Here is a 17,460-nt window from a genome sequence, read left to right on the forward strand (position 1 = left end):
CATGAAAAAATATACATATCCTTTATTGAGCACAATATTTTTGTTAACGGCCGGTATCAATTTTGCACATGCACAAACCCAAAAACAACCCATAGACTATGTTAACCCATACATTGGCAACATTAGCCACTTACTTGTGCCCACTTACCCTACTGTTCATTTACCTAACAGCTTATTGCGGGTTTATCCGGAGCGTGATAATTTTACCAGTAATACGATAGATGGCTTGCCTGTTGTGATTACCAGCCACCGGGGCAGCTCGGCCTTTAATTTGAGTCCTTTTCAGGGCGATCTCAAAAACGCAGGCAATATAATTTCTTATGGTTACGACAATGAAGTGATCAAACCTTATTATTACGAGGTTGACCTTGATGATTATGGGATAAATGTACAATTTGCGCCATCGCACCAATCAGGGATCTATGCGCTCAACTTTTCGCAGACAAATGTTCCGCCTTATCTGATCTTAAACACCAGAAACGGCGCGCTGAAGGTGAGCCGCAATGTGGTAAGTGGTTTTCAGAAACTAGACAATAACACCAAGGTTTACCTCTACTTCGAAACTGATTTAATACCTGTTGAATCGGGCAGGCACAAGGAGACTAAAATTGAATCCGGTGAACAATCTGTTTCCGGACATGATGCTTATCTTATTTTAAAGTTTCCCGCGCAAACCAGACAAATTAAGGCACGTTACGGCATCTCATTTATCAGTGAAGAACAGGCAAAGCAGAATCTTCGTCGCGAAATTAAGGACTATAACCTAAACCAGGTGGCGCAGACAGGAAAAAACATCTGGAATGCCACGCTTGGAAAAATCGTAGTAACAGGCACAGATGAAACAGCCAAAACCATATTTTACACTTCCCTCTACCGAACCTATGAAAGGATGATCAGCCTATCTGAAGATGGAAATTATTTTAGCGCCTTCGACGGAAAAGTGCACAATGATCATGGCGTACCATTTTTTACTGACGACTGGATTTGGGATACCTACCGGGCAACACATCCACTCCGTGTGATTATTGAGCCCAAAATGGAAGGCAATATGATTAATTCTTATTTGCGAATGGCGCAACAGATGAACAACCACTGGATGCCAACTTTTCCGGAGGTAACTGGTGATAGCCGGAGGATGAACAGCAACCATGGTGTGGCTACTATAATTGATGCTTATAACAAGGGCTTGAGGAGTTTTGATCTTGATGAAGCTTATCAGTATTGTAAAGCAGCCATTACCGAAAAAACCCTGGCGCCATGGTCGTCAAAAAAAGCAGGTGTTTTAGATCAGTTTTTTAAAGATAAGGGCTATTTTCCTGCTTTACCTGAAGGCGAAAAAGAAACCGCAGCAGAAGTTCATGGTTTTGAAAAACGCCAACCTATAGCGGTAACCCTGGGCACGGTTTATGATGAATGGTGCCTCGGCAATATTGCTCAACAATTGGGTAAAACCGATGAGGCAAAATACTTTTTAGATAAAAGTACCAGCTACCATACAGTGTTTAATCCGGAAACCAGATTTTTTCATCCGAAGGATGCAGAAGGTAAATTTATTAAACCGCTGGATTACCGCTTTTCAGGCGGACTTGGTGCCAGAGAAACTTACGATGAAAATAATGGCTGGCTTTACCGCTGGGATGTACTGCACAACCTGGGCGATTTGGTAAATATGATTGGCGGCAAACAGGCCTTTGTTGATGAACTGGAGAAAATGTATAATACCCCGCTTGGGAAAAGCAGGTTTGATTTTTATTCGCAGTTGCCCGATCATACAGGTAATGTTGGGCAGTTCTCTATGGGTAATGAGCCTGCTATGCATATTCCTTATTTGTACAATTATGCCGGACAACCCTGGCGTACGCAGAAAAGGGTACGGAGTTTATTAAGCCAGTGGTTCCGTAACGATTTGATGGGTATTCCAGGCGATGAAGATGGCGGTGGCCTTACTTCTTTTGTGGTATTTTCGCAGATGGGCTTTTACCCGATAACCCCGGGCTTGCCTATGTATGTAATTGGCAGTCCCACTTTTGCCAACGTAAAACTGGATTTGGGAAATGGCAAAAAGTTTGAGCTGAACTGTATAAACTATTCTCCTGAAAATAAATACATTCAATCGGCTAAACTGAACGGGCAGGTATGGAACAAATCGTGGTTTGCTCACGAGGATTTAATGCGAGGGGGCAAATTGGAGCTGGTAATGGGCAAACGTCCGAATAAACGCTGGGCAGCGGATGAAGCTTCAATTCCACCTTCATTTAAAATGCCTGCCAAATAAAAGGATTGGAGATCGCGGGGAGAGCAGATCATTTTCTGTTATTATCTCCCCCTGCTACCCAATATCATTTACTATTGGATGAGTTGAATGGTAAATGATTTATGCCTGTCATGATAAAAAACACTTTACCAATTCTTCCCATTCCTGATCTAATGATAATTGTGGTCTTTTTTCGCCAGCTTTAGCATACCAATAATTGGCATTCCATATATCGCCTTCTTTGCGGTGCAGGTAGGCGTGGATGCGGGCTGAGGCAACATCGCCTAAATGGTCGACCTGGTTATGGGCCGTATGCCAATCTCCCTTTGCATCGTACCAGAGTGCCAGCAGCTGAACCGACATATTGCGATCTGGCTCATTCTTTTCTAATGAAATCTTAAATTCAGCTATATTCTTCATTAACTTCTGATTCTATTTTAACGATTATACAAAATAATCGTAAAACGGTATGATAGCCACCTGATAAAAATTATTTTAATTTATATCCTGTAGCTTTTCACATCCCGTAACACCAACATAAAACACTAAATATCAATAATTTACCACTTTAAAATATTTATTCAAGCTGCCCAATCTTTTTAACCCGGTGCACTAGCATAAAAACCATCTCCCGAAAAACTTGTTGTAAAAATGGGCATCGTTAATTAATGCCCTTTTAAAAAAGCAATTATGAATTCAGGAACTATCGTATACAGCAATTTAGAAGAGCTCTCAAATAGTATTTATCAATTAACAGATGGCGAGGCTGACATTAAAGGCTGGCCTGTAAGAAATGAAGTCGGCGATTCGGTTGGAAAAGTGCGCGATCTCTTATTTGATCCCGAGCAAAAAGCAATTCGGTACGTTATTGTGGAACTTGCCGATATGGGCGAAGATTTGGAGGAAAAAGCTGTGCTGATCCCAATCGGCCTCGTAAATTTAGGCGAAGGTAAAAAGAAGTTATTTTGCCCAACGTTCATCATGACCAGTTCAGGGCAATGCCGAGATATATTATTGGTGAAGTTACGCCTGAATTGGAGAACCAAATCCGCAATATAATTGGAAGTCCGGCGGCACTGCGGATGGAAGATGAAATTGTAGAGATTGACCGTGCAAATTTTTATCGTCACCATCATTTTGATAAGAACTTTCCGGAGCACAATCCCCGCAGTCAGGGTTCTGACCCATTAATTTAATGGATACCTCAATTTATTAGATGCTGTATCATAAATTGTAATCCAATTGAATTTGTCATGTTGAGCCTGTTGAAACACTTTCTAAGATATCTAAAACAGGGTCCTTCGACAAGTTCAAGGATGGCAGTTCTATAGTTACAATACAGCCTTAGCATAGTTTATCAAAAGAAAAACGGGAGCTTTCCATCAGGAAGTTCCCATTTTATTTTTAAGCTGATTCACTAACCTCCTGGTGTTAAAATAAAGGCTACAAAAAATTGGATTATCCAACTGGAGCCAAAAGCGATCTAAAAATCTTTCAAAAAAAATATTGTTTACCCGATTTTTATAGCTGTTCGTCGATTGTTTACCTGTGTTGGTATAATACCCTGATTGATGCTGCAACGTTTCTGTATTACCTGCGTCTTATCTTTAAAACAGAAACAAAATATAATTAAAATATAAACAACAGCATTATGAAAACCTCTATCAAAACCCTAACAAAATCAGTATTAGCAGGTATCGTTTTAACTTCTGCTATTTTCTCAACAAGTGTAATGGCAGGCGAGAAACAGCCAGTCAAAATGTCGGCACCTAAAAACATCAGCCAGGTTATTGTAAGCGGAAATGTGGAGATTACCTTGGTACAAGGACAAAAAGAAAGTGTGAGCTATAATGACGATAATACCGGTAGCGTAAAAGTAATCCAGTATGGACATGCATTAAAAATCACTTCAACTGATAGGAATATAGCTAAGATTACCGTTTATGTAAAAGATATCTATAGAATACAGGCTTCTGAAAATGCGGTGGTAAAAACGGCTGGCAGATTGGATTCAAAATATCTTCAATTATTCTTAAAAGGAGATGCTGTTGCCGAGATAGATTCAGATACAGAAAGTTTATATACCGTAATTGAAGGTCGTGCAGATTTAAAATTGAGCGGAGCTACTGCAGAACATATCTTAGTAATGGGAAGCACACCAAAATTGAATCTGGACAGATTTGCAGCTATGAAAACACAAATGAGTTTACCAGTAGCCAAAACAACACAAACTGCTTCATTAGCAAAATAGTTCTATTATTCATTGCTTTAAAGGAGCTGTATCATTGGCGGGATGATGCAGCTTTTTTTGCAAATAAAAGGAAACTTGTGGCATAAATAACACCTTCAAATGTCGCGCATGCACCCTAGATTTATGATTTCCGAATGATAATTTTGAACTACAACTACTAAAAAAACTTTGTATATGAATTCGAAACAAAAAATCTGGGCTAACTTTAGCGTAAAAGACGCAAAGCGAACCCATCAATTTTATTCAGACCTGGGCTTTACTGCAAATGGACAATTTAAAGGTACCACACTGGCGAGTTTTCTTTTTGGTGAAGACGGCTTTGTGATTCATTTTTTTGAGCAAGGATCACAAATAGACGAGTTTTTAAAACCGGGGGCAAATGATAATAATGAAATTATTTTTACGATTTCGGCAGAAACAGAACAAGAAGTTAACGAATTTGCTAATAAAGTAGAAAAGGCCGGCGGCAATATCATTAAGCAGGTTGAGCGGGATGAATCCAATTATTACGGTTTTGCCTTTACCGATCCTGACGGGCATAAATTCAATGTGTTGTTAATGGACAATATGAAAACTGATTAAGAAACCTCTATCATTAAAAAAGTATTTCTTTGAGGTGATTCCCTAAATTTGATAAAACACTTACGGGGCCACCTCATTTTTTTGATACTTTCCTTTTAATTTCAGTAAATTGGATCAATTAAATATTTGCCCTTCGCGATAATCATGCGCTATACTCTCCAGCTTACCTGCTTTGAAATGAAGGGTTACTGTTGAAGATCCGCTGATGCTCGCACTTACAAAGTCTGAAAAGCCAAACTGCCATTCGTCGTGATTATTCATATCCGGATCGTACGGTTTGTTTAATGGTTTATCAGAAAGTACAAATCCGTAAGCTGCATAGGCTGGTAACTGATGGATTTTGATCAGCTTTGCTGTTAAACCTGAAACCGGATCATCAACTTTTATCGCGGTATCATCAGCCGCATTTTCAGGCCATTTATTTACTGGTGTGGTGAGACCGCCGCCTGTAGCAATCTGCTGCACTTTATCTCCGCTAAAAAGCAGCACTACACGATCTAAGGTTCCGGCATTGTTATAAATAGTGAGCGCATAATAATAAGGAAGGAGATGACCCAGGCTTTCTGGCGAACTATAAGGCTTGTGGCCAAAAATTGCCACATGCTGAAAGTCGAGGGTTGGGCCTGCCTTTTGGAGCTGGGTGTATACCTCAGCATGCGAGCTGCCTATCTTTATTCCCCATTTTTCTCCCTTTGTTATGGTTTCAGAATAATTTCCCTGTTTTTCCTTTTTACATCCAGCGATACAAAATAATGCGAGCAAAATTGGTAAGATTTTTTTCATTAAGGCTTAGTGTTAATTTAAGGTATAAACGTGGATATAGCGTTACATGCTACAAACTGAGGTAAATAAATTTAAAAAAGCTCACTTAATAAGATTTGCGAATTCATTTTGATTTATTTAACTTCAATTACTTAAAGCCCAGGCATGAAACGTATTTTATTTCTGTTATTTATCTTAATCAATGTATCAGCTTGCAAGAAAGACACCGATAACACCACAAGTGAAAGCTTGAGTGGCAAATGGTCGACCGGAGGGTATGACCTCGAGCTTTACAACTCTTCGGGAATCAAAGTTAGCCATATCATAGCTGATGCCGTAAAATCTTACTGGACATTTGATGATAAACAGGTAAAAGTTTCTACTGATATTAATACATCAGTAAAGTTTTCAGACTATATTTTGAGGCGAAATGCAGATAATCGTATCCTCACTTTCAGCAATCCTAATTTTTGCTGTACAGACCACTTGGAGCATTGTAGCTCAAACTGATCAGTACATGCGGATTAGCTCGGAGGTAACAGATAAACAATCGCTTATTTATGGAACCAACCAAACTGCTGCAAGGGGCGTGATGAATATCTACCTCACAAAGGAATAAATCTGATTATCTCCAGTCAAATTAAACAAACAGCAGTATTTGGTTGATTACTCAGAGAAAACCGTTGCCAGATTCTGTTCTTTTCATTTTTATCAGCTGCTTTTTTTTATAAAACCCTATCGTTCATACCAAAACTCGAAACCTTTTTGGTATTCACAAGGGTATTTCCAAAATTAAGGAGACTGATGGTCTTTCTTACTATCTTTTACACTGCTCTGTAGACAAGCTGTACTCCAGTGTGCGCATATCGCTATTAATATGCTGAATTGAAATTATTTAATTTTTACTAAACAACAGTATAAATTTTCATCAAATTCTCTCTAGCATTAATGCTATCGCATTTTTCAAGGTTCAGTGCAAATGAAATAGCCAAAACCACCGGCCGTAAAATCAATTCTAATCCTTATTTTTGGCAACCTATATCCTTAATAAAGGATATTTCCCAATACTTCTTTAAATCCAATGATAACAATAAATAATTTCCCTATACTGTTCCGAAATCTGATACCCCTGCTTTTTACCTTTCTTATTATGAGTAATGCATTTGCACAAAAAGATAGGTTACCTGGTAAGGGGCAGGATGTATCTATTCTTTCCGATTCTGCAATATTGACGAAGGGCGATTATCTTGCTCACCTGGAAAAAGTATTTGAAACCGTTAATAAAGTTCCGGTAACCGTTGGTTCATTTAAGAAACTCAAGCCTATAGCGGCACACTTAACACAGGATGAAGCCGCGCTGGCATTGCTAAAAAGCCGCTTAACACAGCGTGACCGGTCTCCAAATCTGCAAAACCTGCAGATGGACCAAACCTTATTGGCAGAATTACAAAGCAATAACAAAGATTGTTTATCAGACCTTGATGAATATGAAAAGGAATTAAGGGCTTTAAAAACCGAAATTCTTAACCTGCGTAAGGATACTGTACTGATTAAAGTGTTTACAGTACCTGCTATACAGGTTATGTTTAAAAGTGAATTTGCAGAGCTAAAGAAGAAACGTATAGTGATGGATAGCCTGCTGAAAACAACTACCTTATCAATCAATAATCTACAGGCCAGAACCTCTTCTAACCTCATTAATATAAAAGAGTTAATGTATCTTACCGATAGCCAGCTTGATGCGGTGAGCATTAAAGCTTTTGGTAAAGAGCGCCGTTATTTATGGGAATCGGTAAATAAACCGGCCAATAAAAGCATGGGCTTCCGTAGGTTTATTCAGGGAGAGCAAGAAATATCCGGCTATTATTTTGTATACACCAGAAGCAGCCGGTTGTTATTACTTTTTACCTGTACCATATTTTTCTTGTGGGTATTCTTCAACTTTAGAAGCGTAAAAAAGCTGGGCCGTTTAGAAACCCTTGATGGTTTTTCGCTGATTAGTCCGCAGCCTTATTTAATCACCTTCATCATGCTCTTTGCACTGGCGCCTATTTTCGATCTGAGGGCGCCCGCACTCTACATAGAAACCGTAGAGATTATTCTCGCTATCCTGCTCACGATATATTTCCGCAAAAAGTTAAACCCAAAGTTATTTTACTATTGGTGCATATTTGTGATACTGCTTCTTGCACCGGTTTTCTTACGTCTTTTAGGTATGCCACCCAGATATCAGCGCTGGCTCCTGCTGTTCCTCACTACCAGTTCAGTTGCCTATGGGGTTATGGTATGGAAAATACTAGATGAAAAAACCAAAAGATACAAAATGATTCTGACCACGGGTTTTATTTATGTTGGCTTTGCCATTATTGCCACGTTTTGTAATCTATTTGGTCGCTTTACCCTCACGCAGATCTTTTATTCAACCGGGGTAAGCTCACTTTTAAATGCCATATCGCTAACCATCCTGGCTAAAGTATTGGTAGAAGCCTTTTTACTACAGATGAAAAGCAGCAGGATACGTAAGGGATTTCCGGAATATTTTGATTGGCAACCTGTAATTGCGGGGCTTAAAAGGCTTACAGGTATTGGTGCTACCCTAATCTGGTTTGTAATTTTTACCACCAACCTGAATATTTTTAACGGACTATACGAATCGATAATGGAAATCCTCACTGAAAAAAGAACTATAGGCAGTTTCTCTTTTACCTTTGGGGGCATTGTATTGTTTTTGGGTATTATCTGGATTGCCAATTTTTTGCAGAAATACATTGCTTATTTCTTTGGCGATACGGGCGATGATAGTTTTGAGGATAATAAAGGGGAGCGTTCTAAATTACTGGTAACCCGTTTGTTGTTATTGATTGGAGGCTTTTTAATCGCTATTGCAGCTTCCGGGCTACCAATAGATAAAATAACGGTTATCCTGGGTGCGTTGGGCGTTGGAATTGGATTGGGCTTACAGAATATTGTAAGCAATTTTGTATCGGGGATTATCCTTATTTTTGATAAAACCATCCGAATAGGCGACATTGTAGAACTGAGCAATAAAAAAGGAAGGGTAAAGGAAATCGGTGTACGCTCCAGCACCCTGCTTAGCGATGAAGGCGCTGAAATTATTATCCCCAACGGTTCTATTCTTTCTAACAACATCATCAACTGGACGCTAAGCAATAACCAGATGCGGGTAGATATTTCTTTATCGATTGCAAAACCCTTTAATTCTACTGAAGTGGTAAGCCTGATCAGAGAAATTATTGGAGAGAACAGTAATGTTTTTATCAGCAAAGAGCCCATTATTATGATCAGCCCGGTAAGTAAGCTGAATAGCAGTATCAATATCTATTTCTGGTGTAAGGATATTTCAAAGGCTGATCTGACCAAAAGTATGATCAATGCGCAGATTTTTGAAGCTTTCGAACAAAAAGGAATTGAAATTTTATAATAATAGATTACATGAACAATTTTTTCCTTTCCGAATTATATATCTACCCTATTAAATCATTAGGCGGTATCAGTCTTGAAAAAGCCCAATTGGAAGAAAAAGGCCTGCAGTACGACAGGAGATGGATGCTTGTTGACGAGGAAGGCATGTTTATCACACAAAGGAAATATTTTGAACTGGCCCTGCTAGCGGTGAATATCAATGACAACAGGCTGATCATATCACATAAAATAAACAGCAACCAAACCATATCTTTTGATCTGCAGGAAGATAACGGTATACAAATTCCGGTTGTGATCTGGAATGATACCACTGTTGGTATTGAAGTAAATACCGAGGTAAGCAGCTGGTTTTCTGATTTCCTGAAATTTAAAGTAAAACTGGTAAAAATGCCAGTGGCAGAAAAAGAATGGTAGACCCAAGATATGCATCGAATAATGAAGTAGTAAGTTTTGCTGATGGTTATCCTTGTCTGCTGATTGGTCAGTCTTCTTTAGATGGATTGAATGAAAAGCTTCAAAGCTCCATCAAGATGGACCGTTTCCGCCCTAATTTTGTATTTACTGGCGGCACACCACATATTGAAGACCGTTTTAATACTTTTTATATTGGCGAAACCTTATTTTCTGCTGTGAAACCCTGTTCCAGATGTGTACTCATTACCATTGATCAGCAAACAGGCGAAAAAGGACAGGAGCCGCTGAGAACTTTGGCCGGCTACCGCACCATTAATAAAAAAATCCTGTTCGGGCAAAATTTGTTGCACCAGTCTTCAGGAATTATTAGTGTTGGCGATGAACTAAAGATTGTTGATTGGAGGATCGAAGATCAATAAGATTCCCGATTACGCTTAATGTTTTATCCTTAACGCTTTAAAGAAATAAAACAATCTAAGGTTACAAACTTTTTAGTGAACCATGCGTTTACTAGCTGCGCTCTCCATCATTACAGGGGCAAAATAATTTAACGTATACTTAATTATTGTTCTATGACAAAAAAATCATCATTGCAGTTCTCGCAGTCTTTATTATTTTATCCGGCGTAACCTTTTGGATTTTCAACACTTTCGATCAAACCACCAACGAAGCAAATACACGTACAGAAGCTGATTTTACCACGAAAAAATTTGTGGTGAAAGAACTTTGGGTAATGGAAAAAAAACAGAACGACCGCGTTTTGATTTCCTATCTGTTTATTAAACCCGAAAAAGAAGAAATTAGCCTCCGCTTACCATGGCAGGGCAATACTGATGATGAAAAAGCATTGGCTGAGAAAATTAAGCAAGGAGATACGGTAGAGGTAAAAGTATTAAAATCGCAACTTTCAGCGGCACGTGAGGGTGGTGTAGGCAAAGCTATATCCCGTTTTATAATGGGCGACAAACGAGAAGTAACCATTTTTAAACTGACTTTAAAAAATGAACTTTTGGTCGAAAAAGACATCCACGATTGGGACGATGCCAAAATCACACTGTTGGGGAGATTAAGCGATAATCCGTGGATACTGCTTATACCGTTCTTTATCCTGATGTACATTATTGGTGTTGTTAAAAGAAAAAGGGCAAAGCAACAGCGCTTATAAGTTATGGCAAAGTATTATCATATCGATAAACAATCCATTACGGTTAAGCCATTTGCATTTTTAATTCCTGTTGGCCTATCAGTTGTTGCGCTGTTGCTGGCAATGCCCTTAACTATAATCCTAATTATGGTTAAAAGGTAATATTGGGGACATCGAGACTCAATATTTTGCAGGCTACTTTATTATGCTACCACTGATCCTGGCATGTATCCCATTTTTTACCTATGGTAAAAGAAAAGTGATTTTCGATGCTTTTAACCAAGCTGTTTATCTTAAAACCATTTATAGCAAAAAGCAGTTGATGAGCTTTGATCAGGTGGCCTCAATTGATCCACAAGTCCGTTTCGGACTGGCTTATTACCTCAAAAGTAAAGATGACCGCTTTGGTAAGGGTTACCGTATTTCCCCATCATTCAGCAATGAAGGCGATAAGGATAAAAAGCATTACGATAGCCTGATACTAAGCGCCATAAAAAACATGATCAGTTCAAAAGCTGTAAAACAGGTAATTGTGCAACCTAATCCGATTGATTTGGGCATATTGACTTATTACATTGCTGATCATAATAATTTTCGTTTAAAGCATGGTGGCAGTGTAAAATATTTGCCTGCGCTTATATTTTTCGGCTTTTTTGCCTGTTATTTTTGGTATAACCTCTTTACCAAAATGCAACTAACTGACAGCGACCGGCAACTGTCTGTTATTGTGTTAATTCCTATTATGCTCTTCGTGCTCACCATCACCAAAAGAATTGTTTTCGATGTAGATACGCAAAAGATTAAGGTATACCGGATTGGATTATTGTTTAAAAGCTATACTTTCGATAAGTTCGCAGGATTCAGTACTGTACGCAAAACTTATAACGGGCTTTATAACGGTACTGATGTGCGCTTAAAGTTTAAAAAACATCAGGCACTTCCGAACTCACTTTAGCCGACTTTGGCAAGACCAATCCGATAGAAAATTTTATTGCTGAAACTGAATATATATTAGATAGAATGAAAAACCATGAAAGAAGTGTTAATTGAACCGGCGGGCAAAAAACAGTACGAAAAACTGATTACATTGTGGGAAAGTTCTGTTAGGGCAACACATCATTTTCTCTCTGAAAGTGATATTATTACCTACCGCTCGTTGATTTTAACTGAATATTTTGATCAGGTACAACTGTACGGTATTAAAGTTGAAGAAGAGATCATGGGTTTTATAGGTTTAAATGGTAAATTTATCCAGATGCTTTTTATCCATCCCGATGCCAGGGGAAAGGACTCGGCAAAACGCTGATTGATTTTGCCAAAAAGGCACATGGTGCCAACACGGTTGATGTAAATGAGCAGAATGACCAGGCGGTAGGTTTTTATGAAAAACTTGGTTTTGTAACCATCGAACGAAGTGAGCGGGATGGTGCAGGAAAACCTTTTCCTATACTTTCGATGGCTTTACAGATGTAAAATTCAATAATCGCTAACAAGCAGCTTTTATCTAAATTATGCTCGAAAATATCACAGGAAAACTGTTAATGGCCATAGCAATAGGTGCTGCATTTGGATTATTTTACACCCAACTGCTCAACATGCATGGATTTACCAAAATCAAATATAAACATGTAGCGCTTAGCATTGGGGCAGTTATTTTTCTACTGGGGCTATACAGCTTTGAGGCCGCAGGTATTGCCTGTTTTATCATCGGTATCGGAATTTTTGTGCTTGCCATTGCGCTTATAGCAAGGGGTACCGCCGATTCGCTTAAATCACTATCTGCTAAATTCTCATCAGGTAACAAACAGCAGACTACCGAAGTCCAGCAACTAAACAAACCCGGTTTAAGTAATTATGCTGGCTTCATATTTCACCTTGTGGTTATTATACTTATCTCGTTATCGATATTTACCTATTCGAACGATACCTTACTTAATCAGGAAAAAATGGAGCGGCTGATCAATGATGCCATTTTTCAATTTATGAGTACGATTATGCTTTATACTTTTAGGCATGTTCAATCCCTTTGTACCTCCATCTGCTAAATTATTGGGAATCGCTAACCATGTTGACAGCGTTAAATACCCTAAATTATACCTGCTACTTTCAGGCGAAAAATTCTGGATAGTTTTTAAAACCCTGATCTGCCTCGGAATCATTGCTTATTTTGGATCCAAAGGATATTTCAACCTGTTGAAATGGGATAATGCCACGCCCTATATGAACGTTTACGTGCTGCTTATCGGCTTTTTCATTATGGTCAATCTGGCACAGATGATCCGCAACCCCGAATATTTCTTTCAGGCAAACCTATTCAGGATCACAATGTTACTACGCTCGGCCTTTATCAGTATATTTTTGAGCGCAATACTGGTTTTCTCTACGCTGTTTATTTCTTCTATTTTAGGAGTTGACATCAATAGATTGAAAGTGAGTTCGGAGACGATCATTCTCCTCGGATTTAATATTATAATGTGTTATAATGAGTTTAGGCTGGCGAGGGCATAGTTTTGCTGGAATAATTTATCTCCTCATAATCAATAAGAGATCATTTGTTTATTTTTAAATCGGGGATTTCATTTTTCATCGGATTCTTCATTCTCGCTTATTTTGCTTCTTGTACGCTTCATCAGATAACGATCGGATCTATGTGGGGCAGCCTATACGAAGATTATGGGCTGGCATTTAAAGCATGAAGGAGGGTTTAGGGTTTTGTGCAACAACGCTTGTTCAATAAACCCGGTAGTAGCGGGCATCCCGATTATTTCTATCGGGATAAAAGCGAATAACGGGGCCGCTGTTCCCGAAGTACTACTAAACACTCATTTCTAAAAAGAATAGAAAGGATTTTAAATTAGCTTGTCGCCAGCTTTTACAGCAATCAATACTTTAATCCAAAAGAGGAAAAATCAGCATATTGATTAACACTTCCATTAAAATGAAGACCAATACGCGGGCATCTATCCCATTGTGGTAAAAAGTTAACTGTAATTTTTTCCTTGGCCGGCATATTTTTCCATTCCTGGTTTCCCTGCTTAAAAAACACCATTAAGCTTAAATCTTCTGCGGTTTTCATTTTAAGCTCAACCGGAACTTTTGTTGATACTTGTAGCTTTGAAAGCACTGTTATGGCTTTATTTTCAACTTTCCAAAATTCTATTTCATTCCCGGATATGCCAATGCCTATAGCCGAGCCTGCATCGCCATAATACACTAAACCTTTTAAAGCGTTATTGGTATTTGTTACGGCAGTAGTTGCTTCAAAAATCCCGGATACGGGCCTTAGGGTTAATGCAATACCTGAAAGGTTATCTTTATTGATACGCCCAGATAAATGAAGCTGACCGTTTTGCTGCAGAATTTTGGGAGTTGAATTTCTAAAATCCCACTGCCATCTTTTATTGATTTCAGGCCTGGTGAAGTTCAATTTCAAATCCCGGTTAAGGGTTGGTCCGGATTGTTCTTTTAAAACCGGCCATCCACCTTTCGCTGGCCAGCTCAATTGGGCCAACATGCCCTGTCTGCCCGAGAAAACATTGGTCTTTTTGTTGTAGGCATGGTAGAGGTAATAATCTTTTCCATCTGTGGCTTTTACAAACGTGCCGTGCCCTGAACATTTCCAGTATTCATTTTCCATTAACAGGGGGTTGGCAGCATAAAGCTCGTAAGGTCCGGCAAAAGATTTTGATCTGGCCACCCTTACATTATAATCGCATTGCGTTCCACAGCAGTTTCCGGCAGAATAAAAAAGATAATAATAGCCATCTTTTTTTAGAATACTCTGTCCTTCTAAGCCTATCTTTTGATTGTCTTTAAGCAAAGTGAAAGGCTTTCCCTTAACTGTAAGTCCGTTTCTGGCTAGCTTATAGGCTAAAATTTCAATTGGTCGTTTGTCCAAACCATAAGCTTTAAAAGTAATGTAACGCGTATTACCCTCAAGGTAAACAAAAGCATCAATTGCTTCTTTTCCATAATCAATAATAATACCCTGATCAACAAAACCTCTATCTGGATATTTCGAGGTGGCCACCCCAATGCAAGAAACATTGTCTTTTTTTCTTCTCGCGGTGTAATAAATGAAATAGGTTTTATCATGATAATCAAACTCAGGCGCCCAGAAAGAACCCGAAGTCCATGCTGGTGCCTTGGCAAAAACATAACCTGTCTGTTTCCAGTTCAGCAGATCTTTTGAACTATAGATAGGAAAATGAGGTGCCCACTCCGAAGAGGTGCCCACAGCATAATATTGATTATTGGCCCGGATAATAGATGGATCGGCAAAGTCTCCGGCAATTACAGACTCTATTATAGTTTGTGCCGATAAAATATTCGTAATCAAGAGCAGTTTAGCGATTACCGCCAAGGCAGCATACCACGAAAGGTTTATTTTTTTCTCATCAATATCATTAATAAATCTATTCAAAAAAATCGTCATTCAGAGTGGTAATTTATTGTATAAAAATCAATATGAGTGACAGCTTTTTTACTCAGAATTTTAGACTGCAAGAGATCGTCATTTGCAACCCGATAGCCTAGCTATCGGGTCGATTGGGACCACGGAGTGCTCATGAATGCCTCTGAGTAAAAAGGAAAACTGATAAATAATCGTAATGCAAGCGCTTTAAGATTCCCGCATGCGCGAGAATGACGACCACAGTAGTGGATGCTGTCAATAGAGCGAAGAGCAGCACAGTTGATATGACGATTTTATAGCATTTTATTTCTGCACCGGTACGTTAATCTGATATAATTTATCGTGCAGGGATTTCATCTGTGCTTCCGAGAATTTGATGTCTTTCCTATCGTAGGTCATTAATCCGTTGGTTTCTACCTCCACATCAGTAGTCTGGGTGTAAACTCCGGCCGAAAGTCCTAGCGGGATCAATTGCTCCAAACGTTTGGCAAACTCTGCGTATTTGTTAAATAAATCAGTCTTATTTTTGAAACTTTGATAACCCCAGTTATTTTTCTGTTGCCACACATGCCCGTCGATAGGAAGACCAAGACCTCCAAACTCACCTAACACCAACGCATATTCTTTTCCAAAATAATCAGGACTTGGCATTGCAGGATGTGGGTAGTTATGCAGATCGATAATGTCGCCTATTGGATGGAAATTACCCCCACTGGCCGTATTTACCAATCTGGTAGGATCTTTCTCCTTGGTCCATTTGGCAATTTCTACGGTTTTAAACTGCCCCCAGGCTTCATTAAAAGGTGTCCACACTACGATAGAAGGCACATTATAAAGTGCATCAATAATGGCGTTCCATTCTTTTTTGTAATAACCTTCTGATTCAGCAGTCCTATTTTGATCCGAGCCATGGTCTAAAATACCCGGACGGTTTTCCCAGCCATTACCCAGATCGCCGCTCGGCATATCCTGCCAAACCAGCATTCCGGCTTTATCGCAATAATAGTACCAACGGGCTGGTTCTACCTTAATGTGTTTCCTAATCATATTGAAGCCCATTTCTTTGGTTTTATCCACATCGAATTTCAAAGCAGCATCGGTCGGTGCGGTGTAAAGACCGTCCGGCCACCATCCCTGATCAAGCGGACCGTACTGAAAAACAAATTCGTTGTTCAATAACATTCGCTGTATGCCATTCTTGTCTTTCCCGATCGAGCTTTTACGCATGGCGAAATAGCTTTTCACCTCATCAACTTTTTTGTTTTTAGCCAGTAGCTCTACTTTTAAATCGTATAAAAACGGGCTCTTGGGACTCCATAACTTTGGATTAGCAATTTTTAAGGTAATTGCGGCATTGCCATCACCGGTTTGTTCGGCAACCTTTGTTGTGCCATCCCAGGCCGAAACTTTTACCTGATCGCCTGAAGCAGCCCCGTTAAAACTGGTGTAACAGCCAATGATTGATGATCAATGTCAGGGGTTATTTTAATGTGATCGATATGTGATTTGTTTACCGCTTCGATCCATACCGTTTGCCAGATACCGGTTACCGGAGTGTACCATATGCCTTCAGGTCTTTTAACCTGTTTGCCCCTCGGTTGAGGTCCTTCATCTGTCGGATCCCAAACTTCTACAGTTAAGGTTTGGCTACCACTTTTATTTAAAAATGGCGTAATATTAAAACTAAAAGGATCAAAACCACCTTCATGTTTCCCCACCTCTTTGCCGTTAAGGCTTACAGTTGTTCTCCAGTCAACAGCACCGAAATGAAGTAAAATTTCTTTGCCTTTCATATTCGAAGGAACCGTAAATGTGGTTTTGTACCATAACAAACTGTCTTTCCCGACAGTTTTACCCACCCCCGAAAGTGCTGATTCTACCGCAAATGGAACAAGTATTTTACCCTGATTAATGGCCGGACGCTGCGATTTTTCAGAAATGGCATAATCCCAAAGGCCGTTCAGGTTTTTCCAGTTACCAGCGCGCTCAAGCTGAGGGCGGGGATATTCTGGTAATACTTTCTTAGGGTTAACATCCTGTGCCCATGGCGAAGATATTTTTCCTTTCACCATCGACCACGATTTGTCTTGCTGCTGTGCGGACAGGGAAAGCGAAAGCCCCATCAGCGATAAGAAAATAGATACTTTTTTATTCATTGGTTTAAAATTTGAGTGTTGAGGTTGGGTAATGTTGCT

19 protein-coding genes and 1 pseudogene are annotated in these 17,460 nt (G+C 39.3%); 14 read left to right on the forward strand and 6 right to left on the reverse strand.

Going from position 1 to position 17,460, the window contains the following annotated elements; genetic code table 11:
- Position 1 precedes the first annotated feature (1 nt).
- Complete coding sequence (locus ACQ86H_RS22175) at positions 2-2,275, forward strand: GH92 family glycosyl hydrolase (protein WP_431292506.1); 2,274 nt, start codon at positions 2-4, stop codon at positions 2,273-2,275.
- 108 nt (positions 2,276-2,383) lie between these two features.
- On the opposite strand, the gene ACQ86H_RS22180 is transcribed toward ACQ86H_RS22175, so the two are convergent.
- Positions 2,384-2,674 (reverse strand): hypothetical protein, encoded by a 291-nt coding sequence (locus ACQ86H_RS22180; protein ID WP_431292507.1) that lies wholly within the window; start codon positions 2,672-2,674, stop codon positions 2,384-2,386.
- A gap of 270 nt (positions 2,675-2,944) precedes the next feature.
- Here ACQ86H_RS22180 and ACQ86H_RS22185 point away from each other — a divergent pair, with 270 nt between their 5' ends.
- From ACQ86H_RS22185 to ACQ86H_RS22195, 3 genes are all read left to right on the forward strand, one after another.
- A complete protein-coding gene (locus tag ACQ86H_RS22185) occupies positions 2,945-3,313 on the forward strand; it encodes a PRC-barrel domain-containing protein (RefSeq protein WP_431292508.1) in 369 nt (122 codons plus the stop codon).
- Between the two features lie 592 nt (positions 3,314-3,905).
- Positions 3,906-4,505, forward strand: a complete 600-nt coding sequence (locus ACQ86H_RS22190; RefSeq protein ID WP_431292509.1) for a GIN domain-containing protein — start codon at positions 3,906-3,908, stop codon at positions 4,503-4,505.
- 174 nt (positions 4,506-4,679) lie between these two features.
- A complete protein-coding gene (locus ACQ86H_RS22195) occupies positions 4,680-5,087 on the forward strand; it encodes a VOC family protein (protein ID WP_431292510.1) in 408 nt (135 codons plus the stop codon).
- A 114-nt stretch (positions 5,088-5,201) separates the two neighbouring features.
- On the opposite strand, the gene ACQ86H_RS22200 is transcribed toward ACQ86H_RS22195, so the two are convergent.
- Positions 5,202-5,870 (reverse strand): hypothetical protein, encoded by a 669-nt coding sequence (locus ACQ86H_RS22200; RefSeq protein ID WP_138820469.1) that lies wholly within the window; start codon positions 5,868-5,870, stop codon positions 5,202-5,204.
- Positions 5,871-6,014: 144 nt separating this feature from the next.
- On the opposite strand from ACQ86H_RS22200, the gene ACQ86H_RS22205 reads away from it, so the two are divergent.
- From ACQ86H_RS22205 to ACQ86H_RS22250, 10 genes are all read left to right on the forward strand, one after another.
- Positions 6,015-6,359: a hypothetical protein gene (locus ACQ86H_RS22205; protein WP_431292511.1), complete on the forward strand. Its 345-nt coding sequence runs from the start codon at positions 6,015-6,017 to the stop codon at positions 6,357-6,359.
- Between the two features lie 640 nt (positions 6,360-6,999).
- Positions 7,000-9,291 (forward strand): mechanosensitive ion channel family protein, encoded by a 2,292-nt coding sequence (locus ACQ86H_RS22210; protein WP_431292512.1) that lies wholly within the window; start codon positions 7,000-7,002, stop codon positions 9,289-9,291.
- An 11-nt stretch (positions 9,292-9,302) separates the two neighbouring features.
- The gene (locus tag ACQ86H_RS22215) at positions 9,303-9,707 is read left to right on the forward strand and encodes an MOSC N-terminal beta barrel domain-containing protein (RefSeq protein WP_431292513.1); all 405 of its coding nucleotides are present in this window, start codon (positions 9,303-9,305) and stop codon (positions 9,705-9,707) included.
- Positions 9,701-10,126: an MOSC domain-containing protein gene (locus ACQ86H_RS22220; RefSeq protein WP_431292514.1), complete on the forward strand. Its 426-nt coding sequence runs from the start codon at positions 9,701-9,703 to the stop codon at positions 10,124-10,126. Before ACQ86H_RS22215 ends, ACQ86H_RS22220 begins: the two co-directional genes overlap by 7 nt.
- A 146-nt stretch (positions 10,127-10,272) precedes the next feature.
- Positions 10,273-10,872: a hypothetical protein gene (locus ACQ86H_RS22225; protein WP_431292515.1), complete on the forward strand. Its 600-nt coding sequence runs from the start codon at positions 10,273-10,275 to the stop codon at positions 10,870-10,872.
- Positions 10,873-11,056: 184 nt separating this feature from the next.
- The gene (locus ACQ86H_RS22230) at positions 11,057-11,806 is read left to right on the forward strand and encodes a hypothetical protein (RefSeq protein ID WP_431292516.1); all 750 of its coding nucleotides are present in this window, start codon (positions 11,057-11,059) and stop codon (positions 11,804-11,806) included.
- Positions 11,807-11,881: 75 nt separating this feature from the next.
- Complete coding sequence (locus ACQ86H_RS22235) at positions 11,882-12,157, forward strand: hypothetical protein (protein WP_431292517.1); 276 nt, start codon at positions 11,882-11,884, stop codon at positions 12,155-12,157.
- Positions 12,157-12,324 (forward strand): GNAT family N-acetyltransferase, encoded by a 168-nt coding sequence (locus ACQ86H_RS22240; protein WP_431295444.1) that lies wholly within the window; start codon positions 12,157-12,159, stop codon positions 12,322-12,324. The genes ACQ86H_RS22235 and ACQ86H_RS22240 overlap by 1 nt, the downstream gene beginning before the upstream one ends.
- Before the next feature lie 38 nt (positions 12,325-12,362).
- The gene (locus ACQ86H_RS22245; RefSeq protein ID WP_431292518.1) at positions 12,363-12,896 is read left to right on the forward strand and encodes a hypothetical protein; all 534 of its coding nucleotides are present in this window, start codon (positions 12,363-12,365) and stop codon (positions 12,894-12,896) included.
- Positions 12,865-13,359: a hypothetical protein gene (locus ACQ86H_RS22250; protein ID WP_431292519.1), complete on the forward strand. Its 495-nt coding sequence runs from the start codon at positions 12,865-12,867 to the stop codon at positions 13,357-13,359. Before ACQ86H_RS22245 ends, ACQ86H_RS22250 begins: the two co-directional genes overlap by 32 nt.
- Positions 13,360-13,732: 373 nt before the next feature.
- Here the strand turns inward: ACQ86H_RS22250 and ACQ86H_RS22255 are convergent, their stop codons facing one another.
- From ACQ86H_RS22255 to ACQ86H_RS22270, 4 genes and pseudogenes are all read right to left on the reverse strand, one after another.
- Positions 13,733-15,274: a glycoside hydrolase family 43 protein gene (locus ACQ86H_RS22255; protein ID WP_431292520.1), complete on the reverse strand. Its 1,542-nt coding sequence runs from the start codon at positions 15,272-15,274 to the stop codon at positions 13,733-13,735.
- Positions 15,275-15,568: 294 nt separating this feature from the next.
- Entirely contained in the window at positions 15,569-16,510 is a 942-nt protein-coding gene (locus ACQ86H_RS22260) for a glycoside hydrolase family 2 TIM barrel-domain containing protein (RefSeq protein ID WP_431292521.1), read from the reverse strand.
- 36 nt (positions 16,511-16,546) lie between these two features.
- Positions 16,547-16,726, reverse strand: a pseudogene (locus ACQ86H_RS22265) (hypothetical protein); the annotation flags it as partial.
- A complete protein-coding gene (locus ACQ86H_RS22270; protein WP_431292522.1) occupies positions 16,675-17,421 on the reverse strand; it encodes a sugar-binding domain-containing protein in 747 nt (248 codons plus the stop codon). The pseudogene ACQ86H_RS22265 and the gene ACQ86H_RS22270, both read right to left, overlap by 52 nt.
- Between the last annotated feature and the right edge of the window lie 39 nt (positions 17,422-17,460).

This window comes from Pedobacter sp. P26 (assembly GCF_050632135.1).
GTDB lineage: Bacteria > Bacteroidota > Bacteroidia > Sphingobacteriales > Sphingobacteriaceae > Pedobacter.

Excerpts from the sequence above, each read along its gene's own strand:
- ACQ86H_RS22245 (WP_431292518.1), top strand. The coding sequence starts at position 12,363 with ATGCTCGAAAATATCACAGGAAAACTGTTAATGGCCATAGCAATAGGT.
- ACQ86H_RS22180 (WP_431292507.1), bottom strand. The coding sequence starts at position 2,674 with ATGAAGAATATAGCTGAATTTAAGATTTCATTAGAAAAGAATGAGCCA.
- ACQ86H_RS22250 (WP_431292519.1), top strand. The coding sequence starts at position 12,865 with ATGTTCAATCCCTTTGTACCTCCATCTGCTAAATTATTGGGAATCGCT.
- ACQ86H_RS22200 (WP_138820469.1), bottom strand. The coding sequence starts at position 5,870 with ATGAAAAAAATCTTACCAATTTTGCTCGCATTATTTTGTATCGCTGGA.
- ACQ86H_RS22235 (WP_431292517.1), top strand. The coding sequence starts at position 11,882 with ATGAAAGAAGTGTTAATTGAACCGGCGGGCAAAAAACAGTACGAAAAA.
- ACQ86H_RS22205 (WP_431292511.1), top strand. The coding sequence starts at position 6,015 with ATGAAACGTATTTTATTTCTGTTATTTATCTTAATCAATGTATCAGCT.
- ACQ86H_RS22175 (WP_431292506.1), top strand. The coding sequence starts at position 2 with ATGAAAAAATATACATATCCTTTATTGAGCACAATATTTTTGTTAACG.
- ACQ86H_RS22220 (WP_431292514.1), top strand. The coding sequence starts at position 9,701 with ATGGTAGACCCAAGATATGCATCGAATAATGAAGTAGTAAGTTTTGCT.
- ACQ86H_RS22215 (WP_431292513.1), top strand. The coding sequence starts at position 9,303 with ATGAACAATTTTTTCCTTTCCGAATTATATATCTACCCTATTAAATCA.
- ACQ86H_RS22190 (WP_431292509.1), top strand. The coding sequence starts at position 3,906 with ATGAAAACCTCTATCAAAACCCTAACAAAATCAGTATTAGCAGGTATC.
- ACQ86H_RS22210 (WP_431292512.1), top strand. The coding sequence starts at position 7,000 with ATGAGTAATGCATTTGCACAAAAAGATAGGTTACCTGGTAAGGGGCAG.
- ACQ86H_RS22195 (WP_431292510.1), top strand. The coding sequence starts at position 4,680 with ATGAATTCGAAACAAAAAATCTGGGCTAACTTTAGCGTAAAAGACGCA.
- ACQ86H_RS22270 (WP_431292522.1), bottom strand. The coding sequence starts at position 17,421 with ATGAATAAAAAAGTATCTATTTTCTTATCGCTGATGGGGCTTTCGCTT.
- ACQ86H_RS22230 (WP_431292516.1), top strand. The coding sequence starts at position 11,057 with ATGCTACCACTGATCCTGGCATGTATCCCATTTTTTACCTATGGTAAA.
- ACQ86H_RS22185 (WP_431292508.1), top strand. The coding sequence starts at position 2,945 with ATGAATTCAGGAACTATCGTATACAGCAATTTAGAAGAGCTCTCAAAT.